At 39.6% G+C, this 17,053-nt stretch carries 18 protein-coding genes; 7 read left to right on the top strand and 11 right to left on the bottom strand.

The window, feature by feature from the left end:
• Positions 1 to 189 carry a hypothetical protein gene (locus HDE70_RS00875; protein ID WP_183867516.1) on the top strand — a complete coding sequence of 63 codons (189 nt, stop codon included), beginning with the start codon at positions 1 to 3 and terminating at the stop codon, positions 187 to 189.
• Positions 190 to 244: 55 nt separating this feature from the next.
• Here the strand turns inward: HDE70_RS00875 and HDE70_RS00870 are convergent, their stop codons facing one another.
• Positions 245 to 1,714, bottom strand: coding sequence for an alpha/beta hydrolase-fold protein (locus HDE70_RS00870; RefSeq protein ID WP_183887451.1), 1,470 nt, complete (start codon positions 1,712 to 1,714; stop codon positions 245 to 247).
• Positions 1,715 to 1,935: 221 nt separating this feature from the next.
• Complete coding sequence (locus HDE70_RS00865) at positions 1,936 to 3,141, bottom strand: GTP-binding protein (protein WP_183887449.1); 1,206 nt, start codon at positions 3,139 to 3,141, stop codon at positions 1,936 to 1,938.
• Between the two features lie 207 nt (positions 3,142 to 3,348).
• Between HDE70_RS00865 and HDE70_RS00860 the strand changes: the two genes are divergently transcribed.
• Genes HDE70_RS00860 through HDE70_RS00845 form a run of 4 tightly spaced genes read left to right on the top strand, consistent with a single transcriptional unit; the run spans position 3,349 to position 6,093 of the window.
• Positions 3,349 to 3,978 (top strand): ABC transporter ATP-binding protein, encoded by a 630-nt coding sequence (locus tag HDE70_RS00860; protein ID WP_183887447.1) that lies wholly within the window; start codon positions 3,349 to 3,351, stop codon positions 3,976 to 3,978.
• The gene (locus HDE70_RS00855) at positions 3,975 to 5,204 is read left to right on the top strand and encodes an ABC transporter permease (RefSeq protein ID WP_183887445.1); all 1,230 of its coding nucleotides are present in this window, start codon (positions 3,975 to 3,977) and stop codon (positions 5,202 to 5,204) included. Before HDE70_RS00860 ends, HDE70_RS00855 begins: the two co-directional genes overlap by 4 nt.
• A 14-nt stretch (positions 5,205 to 5,218) precedes the next feature.
• Positions 5,219 to 5,656: a hypothetical protein gene (locus tag HDE70_RS00850; RefSeq protein WP_183867573.1), complete on the top strand. Its 438-nt coding sequence runs from the start codon at positions 5,219 to 5,221 to the stop codon at positions 5,654 to 5,656.
• Between the two features lie 5 nt (positions 5,657 to 5,661).
• Positions 5,662 to 6,093, top strand: a complete 432-nt coding sequence (locus tag HDE70_RS00845) for a Fur family transcriptional regulator (RefSeq protein WP_183867511.1) — start codon at positions 5,662 to 5,664, stop codon at positions 6,091 to 6,093.
• A gap of 64 nt (positions 6,094 to 6,157) precedes the next feature.
• Here the strand turns inward: HDE70_RS00845 and HDE70_RS00840 are convergent, their stop codons facing one another.
• Positions 6,158 to 6,658 (bottom strand): peptidylprolyl isomerase, encoded by a 501-nt coding sequence (locus HDE70_RS00840; protein WP_111632143.1) that lies wholly within the window; start codon positions 6,656 to 6,658, stop codon positions 6,158 to 6,160.
• A gap of 11 nt (positions 6,659 to 6,669) precedes the next feature.
• The gene (locus HDE70_RS00835; RefSeq protein WP_183887443.1) at positions 6,670 to 8,682 is read right to left on the bottom strand and encodes a thioredoxin domain-containing protein; all 2,013 of its coding nucleotides are present in this window, start codon (positions 8,680 to 8,682) and stop codon (positions 6,670 to 6,672) included.
• A 164-nt stretch (positions 8,683 to 8,846) separates the two neighbouring features.
• Here HDE70_RS00835 and HDE70_RS00830 point away from each other — a divergent pair, with 164 nt between their 5' ends.
• Positions 8,847 to 9,716, top strand: a complete 870-nt coding sequence (locus HDE70_RS00830; RefSeq protein WP_183867509.1) for a pirin family protein — start codon at positions 8,847 to 8,849, stop codon at positions 9,714 to 9,716.
• A 12-nt stretch (positions 9,717 to 9,728) separates the two neighbouring features.
• Positions 9,729 to 10,037 (top strand): GNAT family N-acetyltransferase, encoded by a 309-nt coding sequence (locus tag HDE70_RS00825; protein WP_183867508.1) that lies wholly within the window; start codon positions 9,729 to 9,731, stop codon positions 10,035 to 10,037.
• Positions 10,038 to 10,078: 41 nt separating this feature from the next.
• Here the strand turns inward: HDE70_RS00825 and HDE70_RS00820 are convergent, their stop codons facing one another.
• From HDE70_RS00820 to HDE70_RS00790, 7 genes are all read right to left on the bottom strand, one after another.
• Positions 10,079 to 10,831: an SDR family oxidoreductase gene (locus HDE70_RS00820; protein WP_183887441.1), complete on the bottom strand. Its 753-nt coding sequence runs from the start codon at positions 10,829 to 10,831 to the stop codon at positions 10,079 to 10,081.
• A 33-nt stretch (positions 10,832 to 10,864) separates the two neighbouring features.
• On the bottom strand, positions 10,865 to 11,605 hold the full coding sequence (locus HDE70_RS00815; protein WP_183867506.1) for an SDR family oxidoreductase: 741 nt from the start codon (positions 11,603 to 11,605) through the stop codon (positions 10,865 to 10,867).
• Between the two features lie 85 nt (positions 11,606 to 11,690).
• Entirely contained in the window at positions 11,691 to 12,629 is a 939-nt protein-coding gene (locus tag HDE70_RS00810) for a helix-turn-helix domain-containing protein (RefSeq protein ID WP_183887439.1), read from the bottom strand.
• A gap of 19 nt (positions 12,630 to 12,648) precedes the next feature.
• The gene (locus tag HDE70_RS00805; RefSeq protein WP_183887438.1) at positions 12,649 to 13,272 is read right to left on the bottom strand and encodes a YiiX family permuted papain-like enzyme; all 624 of its coding nucleotides are present in this window, start codon (positions 13,270 to 13,272) and stop codon (positions 12,649 to 12,651) included.
• Positions 13,273 to 13,311: 39 nt separating this feature from the next.
• Entirely contained in the window at positions 13,312 to 14,523 is a 1,212-nt protein-coding gene (locus HDE70_RS00800) for a DUF3472 domain-containing protein (RefSeq protein WP_183867503.1), read from the bottom strand.
• Positions 14,524 to 14,629: 106 nt separating this feature from the next.
• Entirely contained in the window at positions 14,630 to 15,574 is a 945-nt protein-coding gene (locus HDE70_RS00795) for a glycoside hydrolase family 25 protein (RefSeq protein WP_260159851.1), read from the bottom strand.
• A 45-nt stretch (positions 15,575 to 15,619) separates the two neighbouring features.
• Complete coding sequence (locus HDE70_RS00790) at positions 15,620 to 16,990, bottom strand: dipeptidase (RefSeq protein WP_183887437.1); 1,371 nt, start codon at positions 16,988 to 16,990, stop codon at positions 15,620 to 15,622.
• Positions 16,991 to 17,053: the final 63 nt, after the last annotated feature.

Genomic DNA, 17,053 nt, shown 5'->3' with positions numbered 1-17,053 from the left:
ATGGAAAATGAAGAAATCAAAAGAATACTGGAAACAGTGGAACAACAAGTAAGCTCTTCTATTCTTGGAGGAATGGAAGAAGCTTATGAAGAGCTGGAGCGTCTGGGTTATATCCTTATTCATCCGGATAGCGCCCATCCCTCTGCAACAATTACGCAAAAGGGAGAAGATTTCCTGGAGAATTACTAACCCGGAGCAAAAAAGGAAGGTCTGAATGAATAAAAATCTGATCAGACCTTCTTTATTATTTGCTTGTCTGAAGCAGCCATTGCTTATATTTCCCCTCGAGGAAACCAGATAAATCAGCCATATATCCTGCTGTCTTCACCGTAAAATGATCTCCAGGATAATACTTAAAAAGCAAATCTGCCTGTACCGCTTTCATTTCATCATTCATTAATCTGACTGGATAATTCAGCATAAAATTATCCTCATCCCCTATCGATATTCGTATTTTTCCATTCAGGTCTTTACTTAAATCTTTCCAGTTCTCTCTCAGGTATAAAGAAATATCATACTTTTTCCAATTTTCAACAGTATGCTGATTGATCACCCCCGTTTGAGGATCACAAATTGACTCCGGTAATCCATCATTCCCTTTTTTACTAAATACAGCTTCAAAAGAATGTTGCTGTTCCCCCCTTGAAATCACATTTTCCACCTGGTACATTTCTTTCAAATAAGAAAAAGGGAATCTGCCAGCCACCGTTCCACCCGGATTGATCTGCCCCTTAGCATCATAAAACAGATTACTATCTTTATATAAGTTCACATTCAGAAACTTACGGAAATCCACATAATCAGGACTGCTGGAAGCGGTAGCTAAAAACAGCTTCGGATAATGTGTTTGTAACCATAAAACAGACCAGCCACCACTGCTATGCCCCGTCAACATCCTTGCTCCATTGCAGCGGTACTTCTTTTCCAGCAATGGAATAAATTCCTGAGTTAATGCATCTCCCCAGGGGCCATTATTATCACTATTCGCATAAGCAGAATGTCCTAAAGCACAATTGCCATCCAAAAATACCCGGATAACAGGTGTAGTACCAATTACTGAAGGCAATTTACCCTGTACAGACATATAGTGATGATCAGCTCCAAAACCGGTCACCACAAACAGTACAGGAAATTTAGCCGAAGGATTTTTATAATATTCAGCAGGCAACTGAACAGCTGCATCTAAAGTAAATTTCTTCTGATAAAAATCACTCAATAACCTGGAAGGAGCCTTAAACTCTTTAATAAATTCCGTTTCCTGAAATACAAGTTCAGGAACCACCTGATCGGCCAATAACGTAAAAGACTGCTTTAAGTCTTTACCTATTACTATTTTTTGTGGTTGACTAAAGATATTCCCAGGGCTCGCTGCAATAGCTCTTCCACCCAAATTTAAGTCCCATACTGCCTGAACATAGTAAGTTCCACGCTCCATTTCTGAAGGGAGCACAGGATAAGCGGTTGCCAGATCGTCAATAACAATACTTTCCCCTGGTTTGATCCCTTTAACCTCTACAGCAAAACAATTTAATGTTTCAATACCAATAGATGCAGTTAAGGGTTCAGGATTATTTTTTGATAAGTAGAGGAAAACCTTTCCTGTAAAGGGCCGATTTAATGAAGCAGGGGAATAAGCCACTTTAAATTGCTGTGAAAAACTATTTAAAGTAAAAACCAGAAATAAAGATAGTAAGCAGCATATCTTTTTGATCATAACGATTTAGAGAATTGATTAAACCCCTAATATACGCGTACGATCCGATATTAAAATTTAAAAGCACCGTAACAGGGTGATGAATCCCGTTACAGGTGCTTACCTATTAACTAAATAATGAAGATCAAATATAATACTAACGCAACACAATTGCAACTATATTGCATTAATAACATAAGCCCGTAACCAATTTATTACGAACGCAGGCTACTGAACAATAATTACTGAATTACTTTTTCAAAAGGATTAGCAAATACTTCTTTGTTCTTCCGCTGAAGCTCTTCTTCTACAGTCAGCAAACAAGTATTTAAGTCCTGGTGTAATTGCTCTTTCTGAAGATCCTGCGCAATAAATACCAATTCATTCATCCGGTCACCATAATTCACATCCCAGCGGTTCTCAATTTCCTTTTTATTCTCCGTAAAATCCTGGTAATTCAATCTTTCAGATGGCAACATACTCGCCCACCATGTTCCAGCACTCTCAATCCGCAGTGATCCGCCCGCCTGTGAAAAGTTCAAAGCACGGTCTGGCATAGGCGCTAACCAAAACAACCCTTTCGTTCTGATCACATTCGGAGGAAACTGTTTAGTCAGGTAATCCCATAAACGTTCTGGATGAAAAGGTTTGGAAGAACGGAATACCGTGCTGCTGATCCCATATTCTTCAGTTTCGGGCAGATGTTCTGCATTTAGCTCTTTAATCCAGCCAGCCCCTTGTGAAGCCTCATCAAAATCAAACAAACCAGTATTTAGTATTTCTTTCAAATCAACCTTGCTAAAAGAAGTATCAATTAATCTGGCCGAAGGATTCAATTTCCGGATCACAGCTTTCAACAGCAATAAATCTTCCGCAGAAACCAGGTCTGTTTTATTCAGGATAATCACATTCGCAAACTCAATCTGATCCGTTAACAAATTGACAATAGTCCGCCTGTCTGCGGTATCATCCACCCATCCCCTGTCTACCAGTAATTCATTCGTCCCAAAATCTTTCTTAAAATTAAAACAGTCTACCACAGTTACCATTGTATCCAGTTTACTAAACTTACTTAAGTCAATATTCATGGCAAGATCCACATAACTGAAAGTTTGTGCCACCGGGACAGGCTCAGAAATCCCTGTACTTTCAATAATCAGGTAATCAAACCGGTCTTCTTTCGCAAGCTTCTCTACCTCAGCAATCAAATCTTCCCGCAGCGTGCAGCAAATACAACCATTACTCATTTCTACCAATTTCTCTTCCGTCCGGGATAACATATTTTCCCGGTGAACCGCATTCGCATCAATATTTATTTCGCCCATATCATTGACTATCAACGCCACCCGTAAGTTTTGTTTGTTATGGAGAATATGATTTAACAAAGTGGTTTTCCCACTTCCAAGAAATCCGCTGAGTACAGTTACAGGTAATAGTTTAGTCTTCATTTTATGTGTATATTTAATGCAATCAAGTTGCAAATATAGAATAAACAATATAAATGCAATATAATTGCATTTATATTTACCAGGAGATAACAATCCTTAAAACAGCGCGTTTACCTATTCAAATGCAGTAGCAAACTCTTTACACATATTCTATATGCAATAAACTTGCATATAGTACTTTTGTTAAAATTAAACAGACTCCTATAAATGATATCCATCAAATCAGTTTCACACAGTTACGGCAATGCCCACCGCATTAGCTTTAAAGACTGGGAAATCAATAATGGCGAACAATGGTTACTCTTAGGGGAATCGGGCAGCGGAAAAACGACACTGCTGCACATCCTAACCGGGATATTAAAACCAGCTGCCGGCGCAGTAAATATGGATGGTACCTCAATCTATTCCCTGTCCTCCCGCGAACTCGATCAGTTTAGAGGAAGAAATATAGGGATCATCTTTCAGCGTCCTCATTTAATCAAAAGTCTGACTATTGCAGAAAACCTGGTTATGGCCCAGAGTTTTGCCCGTCTTCCCGAAAATCTGAAAAGAGTAAACGAAGTCTTAACCTCATTAGGCATAGCGGATAAGAAAAACAGTTACCCCAGTGAATTAAGTCAGGGGCAACTGCAAAGAGTTTCTATCGCAAGGGCGGTAATCAATAAACCAGCTCTATTAATTGCTGATGAGCCGACTTCCAGTCTGGACGATAAAAATGCGCAGGCTGTGCTTGAACTATTGCTGCAACAATCCGGCTTAAATCAGGCCACATTAATTGTAGCTACCCATGATAAAAGAGTTAAAGATGCATTTACCAATACTTACGAACTAAAATGAGCCCATTAAAAATCAGCTGGAAAAGTCTATGGTCTAAACCATTATCCTCCGCATTAAATATTATGCTCATTGCCTTTGGTACGGGTATATTGACAATTTTACTTTTAGCCTCCACACAAATCGGTGAGAAACTGGATAACAATGCTAAAGACATTGACCTGGTGGTTGGTGCCAAAGGCAGTCCGCTGCAACTAATCCTGAGCAGCATTTATTATATCGACTTTCCTACCGGAAACATTCCTTTGAAAGAAGCACAGGAATTAGCGCGCAGTCCCTTTGTTAAAAAAGCTGTTCCCTTAGCGCAGGGCGATAATTACCAGGGTATCAGAATCGTGGGTACAGATAGCAATTTCGTGAGTATCTATAAACTAAAAACCAGTACAGGCAAATTCTGGAAGGCTGATTTTGAAGTCACCATAGGCTCAACCGTTGCCATCAATCAGAAACTAAAAATCGGAGATACTTTTTTCGGTGCCCATGGACTTACAGGCAGCTCAGACATTCATAAAACGCATGCCTATAAAGTAGTAGGAATTTTAGCCCCTCAGGGGAATGTCACAGACAACCTGATCCTGACAAATATTTCCAGCGTATGGAAAATGCACGAAGACCATGAAAAAGAAGAAGCCGCAGAACATCATGACCATAAAAATCACCGGCCTGATCAGACCGGTCACAGTGATGAAAAGGAAATTACAGCATTGCTCATCCAATACAGGTCTCCGATGTCTGTAGTGATGTTTCCAAGGATGGTCAATCAATCTACCAACCTGCAAGCTGCCTCCCCTGCAATGGAAAGCACCCGCTTATTCTCACTAATTGGTGTTGGTGTAGATACCTTAAAATGGTTTGCCGCCCTGATTATGCTTATCGCTGCCATCAGTGTGTTTGTCAATCTATACAACTCTCTAAAAGAAAGAAGTTATGATCTGGCCATTATGCGGACATTGGGCGCCTCCAGAAGCCAGTTATTCTGCATTGTGATTTTTGAAGGAATCCTGCTTACTTTAGCTGGTACAATTATTGGAATGGTTTTGGGACATTTAGTCCTGCAACTCATTGGAAACTATCAGGAAAGCAGTCAGGCCAGGTTAAGTGGCTTCATCCTGCTGAAAGATGAAATTTATTTATTTGTTGCCGGGCTGGCGATTGGTATATTTGCAGCTGTAATCCCTGCCTTGCAGGCTTACCGGTCAAATATCTCTAAGATATTGTCTAAAAACTAAATATGAACATACGAATGAAACCACTGCTTATTATATTTTTACTACTTTCAGGTTTTGCAGTGAAAGCTCAGCATAATCCCAATGATCAGATCAGCTCTTCTAATTGGGACGTGATCGGAGGAGTAGATTTTAAAATTGTGAAGGATACACAGATGTATGCCATTTACAATGCCGATATTAAAAAATACGCGAATAAACCATTTGAACTGGAAGGATATTTAGTCCCGATTAAAGACGGGATGAAACAAACTAAATTTATGCTTTCGACCCTTCCGATTAACCAGTGTTATTTCTGCGGGAAAAATGGCGTACCCATTATGGTGATGGTTGAGCTTGCTGAACCGATTAAATTCACCTATCAAACTATAACCATTAAAGGAACGCTGAAACTAAGCACCGGAAATGCAATGGATAATCCACCAATAGCGCTAGTGAATGCAAAGTCAATTTAACGAACATGAAAATCGATCCAACTAACATACTCAAAGAACACGCACTAAAACATACCAAACAAAGAGTTCGTGTTTTAGAAGAGATAGCTTTAGATACTGTCGCCATTTCACAACCTGAACTGGAAAAAAAGCTCGGCAAAGAAATTGACAGGGTAACACTTTACCGCATCTTAAACATTTATGAGGATAAAGGAATTCTGCACCGGATTATGGATATGAACGGAACGGCTAATTATGCAATCTGTTCTTCTTCATGCTCAGCAGAGCATCACCACGATGAACACATTCACTTTAACTGTACCACCTGCAATAAAATATACTGTCTGGATGTTGCAGTACCACATAGCACAATGCCAAAAGGGTTTACAGCTAAAACAGTAAACACAACTGCTTACGGAACCTGTGAAAAGTGTAACCTTGAAGTTAAAAAGAATTAGAAAGCCATAAAAAAAGGTGCGGAAGTTAAAACCTCCGCACCTTTTTTAGTATAACTTATCAGGATTAGTGTCCTGCGTGTCCATCAGCACCATGTGCATGACCGTGACTTAATTCTTCTTCAGTTGCTTCACGTACCGAAAGGATCTTACCACCAAAAATCAGGTTTTTACCAGCCATAGGGTGGTTCAAATCTACTGAAATAGTAGTATCATGAATAGCAGTAACACCTGCTCTGAAGTGATTTCCTTCGTTATCCTGTAAAGGAATAACATCACCTACATTAGGCAGGTCAACTTCTTTGAACATATCTTTTGGTAAGTCAGCGAAAGCTCCCGGATCTAAATCTCCGTAACCATCAGCTGCACTCAACTCAAATTTATATTCGTCACCAACATTTAATCCAGTTAAATGCTCTTCAAATTTAGGCAACATCATACCTGCACCGTATAAGAATACCAATGCATTTTGCTCATCAGCTTTTTCTACGAAAACTTGTTGTCCCTCTTCATTAGTCGTATGCAGTTCGTACGTTAATGAAACTACTGTATTGGGTTTAATACTCATTGGAATCTTATTTAGTTAATTAATTTTAATGCTTCTTCAACTGTTGTTACAGGCAGCTGACATGATTTATTTCGGCAAATATAGATTTTTGTTTCAATGCTTTGCTTATCTTTTAACAAAGGAAGTACAGAATTTGTTCCTCCTAATATAATTTTGTTTGGGATGTACCTCTCATTCAGCCCTTTCCTTACCTGGGTGATGGAATCTCCGGTTAATGCGATTTCATTAATTCCAAACACTTCATTCATCATCTGGATCGCCCAGTTCGAATAAGCAGAGCCATAAGTTTTAATTTGGGGATGCACCGCAGCGAGCATTGCATCTGCTCTTTCAGTATATCTTATCTCATCAAATAATAAGCCCATATGTTTTAAATTCTGTGCCATCACAGAGTTCGCAGCAGGAATCACATTGTCCATAATCTCATGCTTACGTGCAATCAGCGACTCCCCGTTTGCTGGCGTATAAAATAACATCGGGCTGTCCAGATCACGGAAATTGCTTAACACCCAATCCGTCAGCTTCTTTGCTTCCAATAACCAGCGGTCTTCAAAATCAGCCTCATATAAAGCTAATAATGCAGCGATAAAGAAAGCATAATCATCAAGGAAACCTGTAATCGAGGCCTTATTATGCTTATAATTCCGGTACAATCCCCCATTCTCTGCTGTCAGGTTAGCCAGAATAAAATCTGCCGCTTTTTTTGCAGCCAGGTAAAACTCTTCCCGGTCAAAGATCTGGCTGCTTTCTGCCAATGCTTTAATCATCATCGCATTCCATGCAGTCAAACACTTATCATCTAAGCCCGGATGCATTCTTTTACTCCGTACCGCCAGTAATTTCTCTTTAGCAAGGTTTAACTTCGTTGTAAACTCAGCAATTGGAATACCCTTTAATTCTGCGTATTCTTCTGGTGTATATTTTCTTAACAGAATATTAATTTCTTCCTCTTCCCAGTTCCCCTGTGCGGTCACATTGAAATAATCCGCCAGTAATGCGGCATCAGCACCCAGTATTTTTTCAAATTCCAATAAATCCCATACATAGAATTTACCTTCTACTCCTTCGCTGTCGGCATCCAATGCAGAGTAAAATAACCCTTCGGGAGAAGTCATTTCGCGTTCAATCCAGGTAATGGATTCTATAGCCACTTCTTTAAACAATTGAATACCCGAAAACTGATAAGCTTCTGCATATAAACTGATCAGCTGTGCATTATCATACAACATCTTTTCAAAGTGAGGTACGTGCCAGTTGCCATCTACCGAATACCTGGCGAAGCCTCCACCTATCTGATCATAAATCCCGCCAAAAGCCATCTTTTCCAAAGTCAGCAGCGTAGAAACATGGGTTGCGTTCTCTTTCATTAAATGACTGTAACGCAGTAAAAACTGCCAGTTATTTGGTAAGGGAAATTTAGGCGCCCTGTTATAGCCGCCGTCTATCATATCGAAATTACGTTTCCAGGGTGTAGTAATATCCTGTAAGTCTTTTTCTGTATAGGGTGTCGTTCTGATATTCGGGATAACTTTCTCTGAGTTGCGGATACCTTCAGTTAGCTGAACAGCATATTGTTCTGCTTTACCCGGTTCAGTTTGCCATAAATCAGCAACATTTAATAAAATATTGATCCAGTCTTCTTTCTTAAAATAGGTACCTCCATAAATTGGCCGCTGATCTGGTAAACAAATACAATTTAGTGGCCAGCCCCCGCTGCCAGTCATCAACTGGATAGCCAGCATATAGATCTGATCAATATCAGGTCTTTCTTCCCGGTCTACTTTTATACAAACAAAATGTTTGTTCATCACCTCTGCTACTTCATGTAACTCAAAGCTCTCCCGTTCCATTACATGGCACCAGTGGCACGCAGAATAACCAATACTGACCAGAATCAGTTTGTTTTCCTGCTTTGCTTTTGCTAACGCTTCTTCCCCCCATTCATACCAGTTTACAGGATTATAAGCATGCTGCAAAAGGTAAGGCGAAGAGGCGCGGATTAAACTATTAGGTTCCAGGTTCATATTACAAAGATAAAAACAATTCTGTACGGGCATGACACTTCTTATCCTACATCAACTGATGCGGCCGCGGTTCAAGGTATATTTGTATAACGAAAATCAACGCACGTTGTTGTTAAAATGTTTTAACACAATCGTTTTGATTACCTCAAAAAAGGAGAAATAAAATGAAGAAGTTAATTGAAAAAATCGTGGCAAAACCTGGTCAGCCAGGCATGGTGGGTGACGGGTTCAGAGTATTTAACTATATACCCGGAGCTGATATTTCTAAAAGAAGGATCAGTCCGTTTTTATTAATGGATTTTAATGCAGCATACGATTTCGGCCCTTCCGATCATATCAGAGGAGTAGATGTTCATCCACATAAAGGCTTTGAAACCGTAACCATTGCTTATCAAGGGAGCGTTGCACATCATGATAGTGCCGGGAACAGTGGAATTATCAATGCTGGTGACGTACAATGGATGACTGCCGGAGAAGGGATTTTGCATAAAGAATATCATGAAGAAAACTTTTCTAAAAGAGGGGGGCCTTTTGAAATGGTTCAATTATGGGTAAATCTTCCTAAAAAAGACAAATGTGTTCCTGCGCATTACCAGGAATTAAAAGCTGCCGGAATGGGAAAAGTTGAATTAGCGGATCAGGCAGGTACAGTGAATGTGATTGCAGGAAACTTTAATGGAGTAACCGGGCCAGCTGAAACCTATACCCCGGTAAATTTATTCGACATTCAATTGAATGAAGGTGGGGAACTGACTACTACAATAACAGCTTCGCATAATACCGCATTGTTAGTTGTGAATGGCAGTATAATCGTGAATGATGAAATCGCAACAGAACACAGTTTTGTATTATTTGAGAATTCAGGAGAGGAAATCCATATCAAGGCAAATCAGAAAAGTGTTATCTTGTTATTAAGCGGAGCACCAATTGATGAACCAATAGTAAGTTACGGCCCTTTTGTAATGAATACAGAAGAAGAAATTCATCAGGCGATAGAGGATTTCAATGCTGGCAAATTTGGTGTATTGAATTAATTATAGAAAGATATGAATGAAGAATATGTAAATCTGCCCCTGGTTAAGAATCAGGACAAGAACCGTTTCGAACTTAAAGTGGGTGATTACACCGCATTTATAGACTATAAAGAACGAAGTAAAAAGATCTGGCTCATTCATACCGAAGCACCAGAAGAACTGAAAGGCAAAGGTGCAGCAACCGCAGTGATCGAAAAGACATTAGCCTATATGGAAGAGAACGATTATAAACTGATCCCGCTATGTCCGCTGGTTGTAGCCTACCTTAAACGCCATACCGGCTGGAACCGGATATTAGATGAAAGTGTTGATCCTTTCTGATTGATCAGTAATAAGAGGCCCTTTAAAAAGGGCTTCTTATTTTAATTCGTTGCACCCCCATTTACCAGTAAATGCTGCCCGGAAACAAACGAAGAAAGCCCGCTTGCAAAGAACTCAGCAAGATTAGCCACATCTTCAACTTCAGCCAGTCTGCCCATCGGACAGCTATCCACCAATTGTTTTCTCAACTCAGGATAACTATCTGCCTCCGCAAAAATACCCGATTTATCCACCGCAAAAGGAATGATAGAATTTACAGTTACCCCCCTGTGCCCTATTTCTTTAGAAAGCACATCTACCAAGTAACGTGGTGTACTTTTACTTCCTCCATAAATAGCCATTCCTTGTACCGGAAATGCAGTTGTGCTGGAAGCAATATAAATGATCCTGCCATTGTCCGACACATGTTTGGCCGCCTGCTGCATCGTAAAATAACTACCTTTAGTATTGATCGCAAACAACCTGTCGAACTGCTCTTCCGTGAAATCAAGTACTGGCATTTCCACCATTTCTATTCCTGCATTGGCTACCACAATATCAATTTTGCCAAAGGCTGTAATGGCTTCAGCGAATAATCTTTCCAGCTCTGCCACTTTGCTCACATCAGCTTTAACTGCTATTACCTTAACACCCATTGCTTTTATACTGCTAACTACCTCATCCGCAGAGGATTTGTCTCTTGAATAGTTGAGCACAATATCAGCCCCTAATGCCGCATAACGTTCTGCTATAGCTTTACCTAAACCTCTTGCCGAGCCTGTGATTAAGGCTACTTTATTTTTTAAATCGTACATACTCATCAATGATATAATCGTTAAGAAAAAGAACTAAGCCATTCCGCCATTAGCACCAATATTCTGTGCATTAATCCATTTCGCTTCATCACTTGCCAGGAATACAACCAGTTTTGCGATATCGTCAGGCTCACCGATCCTGTTGAAAGGAGAAAGAGAAGCTAACCTGTCAATTACCTCCTGAGGTTTGCCTTTTGTAAACAGTTCCGTATTGGTCGGACCTGGAGAAATTGAGTTTACATTAATCCCGCGACTTCCTGCTTCCTTAGAAAATACACGGGTTAATTGTTCTACAGCTGCTTTAGTTGCTACATAAGTCGCATAACCAGGTAACATAATCCGGTTCACCGAAGTAGAGAAATTAATGATGCTACCGTGATCTGCCAGGCGCTCTGCGGCTTCACGCATCGTATTAAAAGTACCTTTGACATTGATATCAAACTGGCGGGTAAAATCTTCATCAGTGGTATCTTTGATTAATTTAGTAATCATAATACCAGCATTGTTAACCAGTACATCGAGCCTGCCATAATGTGCGATTGCTGCATCAAAGAGGTTTTTTACCTGATCTGTTTTACTCACATCGGCCTGAACAGCGAATGCATCGCCTCCAAGAGCCTGGATACTGGTAACAGTTTCATCCGCAGCTTCCTTACCACCAGCATAATTAACGATTACTTTTGCACCGGCAGCTGCCAGTTGATGTGCTATAGCTGCACCTATTCCTCTTGATGCGCCTGTGACTAAGATTACTTTTCCGTTTAGCGTTTTCATAATTGCCTTGTTTTAATGACAAGACAAATATGACTATTAGGATAGCTCCAAAAAATATGAAGATTACAGGATAAGATATGAATCTCTAAGATGCAGGACCGGCTTGTTGCTTCCGATACAAAACAGGAGAAAGATCAGTATGTTTTTTAAAGTAGTTACTGAAGTTTGTGGCCTCACTAAACCCTAAACGATAAGCAACTTCCTTGATAGAAATAGCAGAATTCTGAAGCATGGCTTTAGCTTCGGCAATAGTTTTTTCAGAAATCCAGGCACCAACTGCTTTACCTGTTTTACTTTTAATCACGTTATTCAGATAATTAGGATGCAGATGTTGTGCGTCTGCATAATCCTGGACTCTGAAAAGCAACTGCACTTCGCCTGCTGCGAGTTGTCTATAATGTTTTTCAAGCGTCTTTTTGAAATCCTTAACAATCTGAGAACTTCGGTTCCCCTCATATATTGGGTTATAATCCTTCCAGAAATATTCTTTAACCTTTAAAAGCAGCACCACAAACAAACTTCCTATCATCCTGTTCTTATAAACTGAATCAGAAAAATAAGCCGTGTTAATTTGCTGGTAAAGCTGTTCGAATTCTGCAAATACCGCAGGTCCCAAAACCCTGGGTGGTACTGTTTCTGCTAAAAGGAAAGGGAATTCATCAAAAATATCAGCATGGACATTTTCTTTTAGAAAAGATTCACTTAAAGTGATCAGGTATACTTCTTCCAGCGTACGCCATTCAAATGACTTGAAATGTCCGGGATTGGTAAAATATACGGTGCCCGGTTTGATTTCAAACAGTTGCTCGTCCGTCGTGTATTTCCCTGACCCATTTTTCACAAAAACAAAAGAGAAGAAATTTGTCCGGTATACCGGTGATTGATAAGGAATAATCAGATGAATATCTTTCAGGTTATGAATCGTAAAGTCAGCATCCTCATCAATGGATTCTTTCGGTAATCCCAGGTAATTATACTGATCCAGCAATTTATTGAAAACCAGTGTTTTTTCCGTTTCTTTCATCTGATATAAGTTTAGCCGATTAAACCGGCTCTTTCAAATTAACAGTTTTAAGTAATTTACTGTTAAAAATTGAGACTGGTGAAATCACAGTTTCATTCATTGGAACCCGATTTCCATACCTTGCTTTCATTTTCTTTTTAACAATATCATTTGATAAATCAAAATCACGAAGTTTTTCCAGTTTGCCAATTCTGAGACCCGTAGAACGTTCATAGATTTTCCAGATCAGTTCAGAGCAATAGATTTGAGTGTCCGACCATTCAAAAGTCAGATCGTAAGCTCTACCTGTTAGTTGCTGCCCTTCGCTTTTCATTTTGACCAGCATAACCGGATTAAGTACTTGATCCGCATTTTTGAGTCTCTTAACCACGAAATTCTTTCCTTGCCCTCTGGCTATCCATTGCGCCAATGGTGTACGTTTAACCTGGCTAATCGCTTCCAGTACATAATACCCATTTTTATCCTTGAAAATGATTCCACAGTGAGAGTATTTAGATTGAGTAGCCAGCTGAATAGCTTTGCTCTGTGCAGACAAAGAAGTTTGAAAAATAAGGTCGCCTTCTCTAATAGAGTCAGGTTTAGTTTGCGCATTAATTCCTGTAGACAGCAAGAAGCCGGCAATGATCAGCAGTGTTCTTATCATAATGTAGTGGCGCCGATCAAAACCAGCGCCACTACAATACTATAGAATATTTACAGTAACCGGAGCAGACACGCCATTAAATATATCTGTAATGGTTACCCTTGCCCTAAGCGTTTCACCTGAGGCAACACTAATAATTGCTTTTCTTTTTTCAGGCAGTAGCTCATTAACCGTTTGGACTACCGCTCCTGAAGCATTTAAGATTTCCACTTTAGAAGAAAACTGAGGGCTAAGATTGGCTGTAACTTTCCATTCTACAGTAACTTTGCCGCCACTTAATTTAGCAGTCACCCCATAAGCTGCACCTACTGTTAAAACTGGAGCATCTCCTTGATTTGTCTGTATGGGTAAAGTCAGCGTTCTGCCAGTTCCAAAAGCCGCAGCAGGTTTTACATTTCCACCATGTTCCATAAAATAAGCATCTTCTGTGGCATCATATCCTGCATTAAAGCTTCGGTCATAAATCCCATTTCTACCTGCATCATTCGCATTCGCACTAAAAGATCTGCTGCTGTGTTTTTGCCACTGGTTGCTGGTATTTAAATTCCAGCAATCTTTAAAGAACGCTTTTCTTTCAAAACGTCCGTCATCAGCAGCATTCGTACCATCCCAATTTTCCAGGAAAGCATCATTTCCAGAACCTAAAAATGTAGTTCTTTCAGGTATGGCCAGCGTGGAAGTATGAAACCAGTTACCAGTTGATAGATTTTGGATAAAAGTCCCAATAAATAGTTCTCCATTCAGCTTCCATGCACGGATAGCGATATTATACCAGGTATCCTTAACCCATTTATAAGGATTAATAGTTTTATACCCATCTCCTTCTCCACCAAAACGGCTGGAAACGGTTCCTGATCCTGTATAAGCAACTCTTGAATAGATTTTACCCGCCGTATTCGGATCCCATAACGAAGCAATCAGAATATTCGGCGTACCAAAAGATTTATCCGGAGTTTGCTGAAGTCCATTATACCCCCCGGAGAAATTGTTCACCGAAAAATACTCTTTATCCGCTGTTTTTGTGATCTTAATCTTCTGCATCTTAAGAATGGCATCCGAAGGAAAAGAGAAATAAAGATGCTGGGATGGCGCCGCATTTTCACCAGCTGCTGATACAGCCAGCAACTGATCAGAAGATTTCCCGTAGGCAGAACCAGCAGGAGAAATAGCAGATTTTGTACAGCCCGTAAAGAATAAAAGTACATAAATAGAAAGACCGGGTAATAATTGTGTTTTTAATAAGGTTTTCATAGGTTATAGATTTTAGGTTATAACCCATAATTTAGAAAAACCAAAAGACACAGACAGGAATAATACTGCGCAAACGTTTGATTTACAACAATATCATAGTTTGTATCTATTTAATAAGCAGTTGCTGAAAAGATAAACTGTCTCCCCTGAAAGCATTAAAATCTACAACATGATTGATTCCCGTAATTCTGGCTTTATCAGAGTGCTGCCAAAAAGACCATTTGGTATTCGCACCAGCCTTCAACTCCGCTTTATAATAATGTGCAATCCATAAAGGGTACCCATCAAAATGTCCTTTCAAATAATCTTTATAAAATACCAGCCCGGAATAAATGATAGGTTTTACACCCGTTTTTCTTTCTACATGGGTAATAAAATCCTTTAATTCTACACGCATTTTTTCTGGAGATACACCACTTAAAGTTTCAATATCAATTACCGGAGGCAAATCTCCGGACTCATACTTAACCGTTTGCAAGAAAAACCTGGCCTGCCATACACCCGATTTTTTAGGAATAAAATAATGATAAGCACCACAAATAATACCCGCTTTTGGGGCTTCCCGCCAATTGCGCTGAAAATAAGGATCTACACTGGAAACTCCTTCCGTAGCCTTAATAAATGCAAATTTGATACTGACATCATCGTCTTTCATGGCCTTTACCTTAGTCCAGTCGATTTTGCCCTGATAAGAAGAAACATCAATTCCGTGAATAGTATAACGTTTAGGAATTTGAATATCAAAACTCTTATAAGTCCGGTAATTCGGATCTTCCCCAATATCCAGTATCCACCGGGTTGTCGAAGTAAAAAGCTTCAGCACATACCCATAATATAAGGGAGAAAATAGAATGAGCAGTAATCCTGTAATCACAAACTTCCATTGCAATGAAAGCCCTTTTTTCTTCTTTGCAGCAGGCTTTCTCCGCTTTGGAGCTACTTTTGAAGCCGTTTTTGGGGTCGCCCTGGGTACAAGCGGCTGATCAAAAATAAGCTTTCCCTGGTTGGAAGGTGTTTTCTTTATAGGTGGAGGCACGGGGTAAAAATACAAAAGGGCAGCCATTTGGCCGCCCTTTGTGGATAGAATTATCTAAAATTATTTGCTTAGTTCCGCAAAATACTTGTGGAATAAAGGCAAAGTTTCAATTCCTTTATAGTAATTGAAGATATCATATTTCTCATTCGGTGAGTGTAAAGCATCGCTATCAAGACCAAAGCCTAACAAAACAGATTTAATACCCAGCACATCTTCAAACAAAGCAACGATAGGAATACTACCACCACCTCTGGTTGGAATTGGCTTTTTACCAAAACTTGTTAAGATCGCTTTTTCAGCAGCACGGTAAGCAATACTATCAGTAGGCGTAACTACTGGTTCACCACCATGATGCGCAGTAACTTTTACTTTTACAAAATCAGGAGCAATACTTTCAAAATGCTGCTGGAAAATAGCAGAAATCTCATCAGAACTCTGGTGAGGTACCAGGCGCATAGAAATTTTAGCATTTGCTTTAGAAGGCAATACTGTTTTAGCACCCTCGCCGATATAACCACCCCAGATACCATTTACCTCTAAGGTTGGTCTTGTACCTGTACGTTCTAAAGTAGAATATCCTTTCTCACCCCATTCCGCATTGATATCAAGATCTTTTTTATAGTCATTCAAATCAAAAGGAGCAGAATTTAAAGCAGCTTTTTCGTCCGCCGTCAGGTCTATCACTTTATCATAAAAAGCAGGAATAGTAATATGATTGTTCTCATCATGTAACGAAGCAATCATTTTACATAAAATAGTGATTGGATTGGCAACTGCACCACCATAAACACCAGAGTGAAGATCTCTGTTCGGACCAGTCACTTCCACTTCCATATAAGCTAAACCACGTAAGCCAGTTTCAATAGAAGGATTTTCCATGCTGATCATTGAAGTATCAGAGATCAAAACTACATCAGCTTTTAAACGTTCAGTATTTGCGTTGACGAAAATCCCAAGGTTACTGGAACCTACTTCCTCTTCCCCTTCAATCATAAATTTCACATTACAAGCAAGTGTGTTGGTTTTCATCATCAATTCGAAAGCCTTCACATGCATGTAAAACTGTCCTTTATCATCACAAGCACCACGCGCATAGATTTTACCATCACGAACGGTAGGCTCAAAAGGAGGCGTATGCCATAATTCCAATGGATCTGCTGGCTGCACATCATAATGACCATAAATTAAAACAGTAGGTAATGCTGCATCAATAATTTTCTCTCCATATATGATAGGATATCCGGCAGTCTCACAAATCTCCACTTTATCTGCACCCGCTTCTTTCAGTTTTTCTGCCACAAAAGCAGCAGTTTTCAATACATCACCTTTATATTTCGGGTCCGCACTTACTGAAGGAAAACGTAATAATTCAAACAACTCATCTAAAAAGCGTTGTTTGTTGTCTTCTACATATTTTTTGATCTCTTGCATAACAAATGATTGTTTATAATTTAAAACCCGCAGCCTTGTTTTTTCTGTCAATCCAGGCCCGGT

This window comes from Pedobacter cryoconitis (assembly GCF_014200595.1).
Classification (GTDB): Bacteria; Bacteroidota; Bacteroidia; order Sphingobacteriales; family Sphingobacteriaceae; genus Pedobacter; species Pedobacter cryoconitis_C.
The sequence above is the reverse complement of the archived record's forward strand: the minus strand, read 5'-3'. Positions and strand labels throughout refer to the sequence as shown.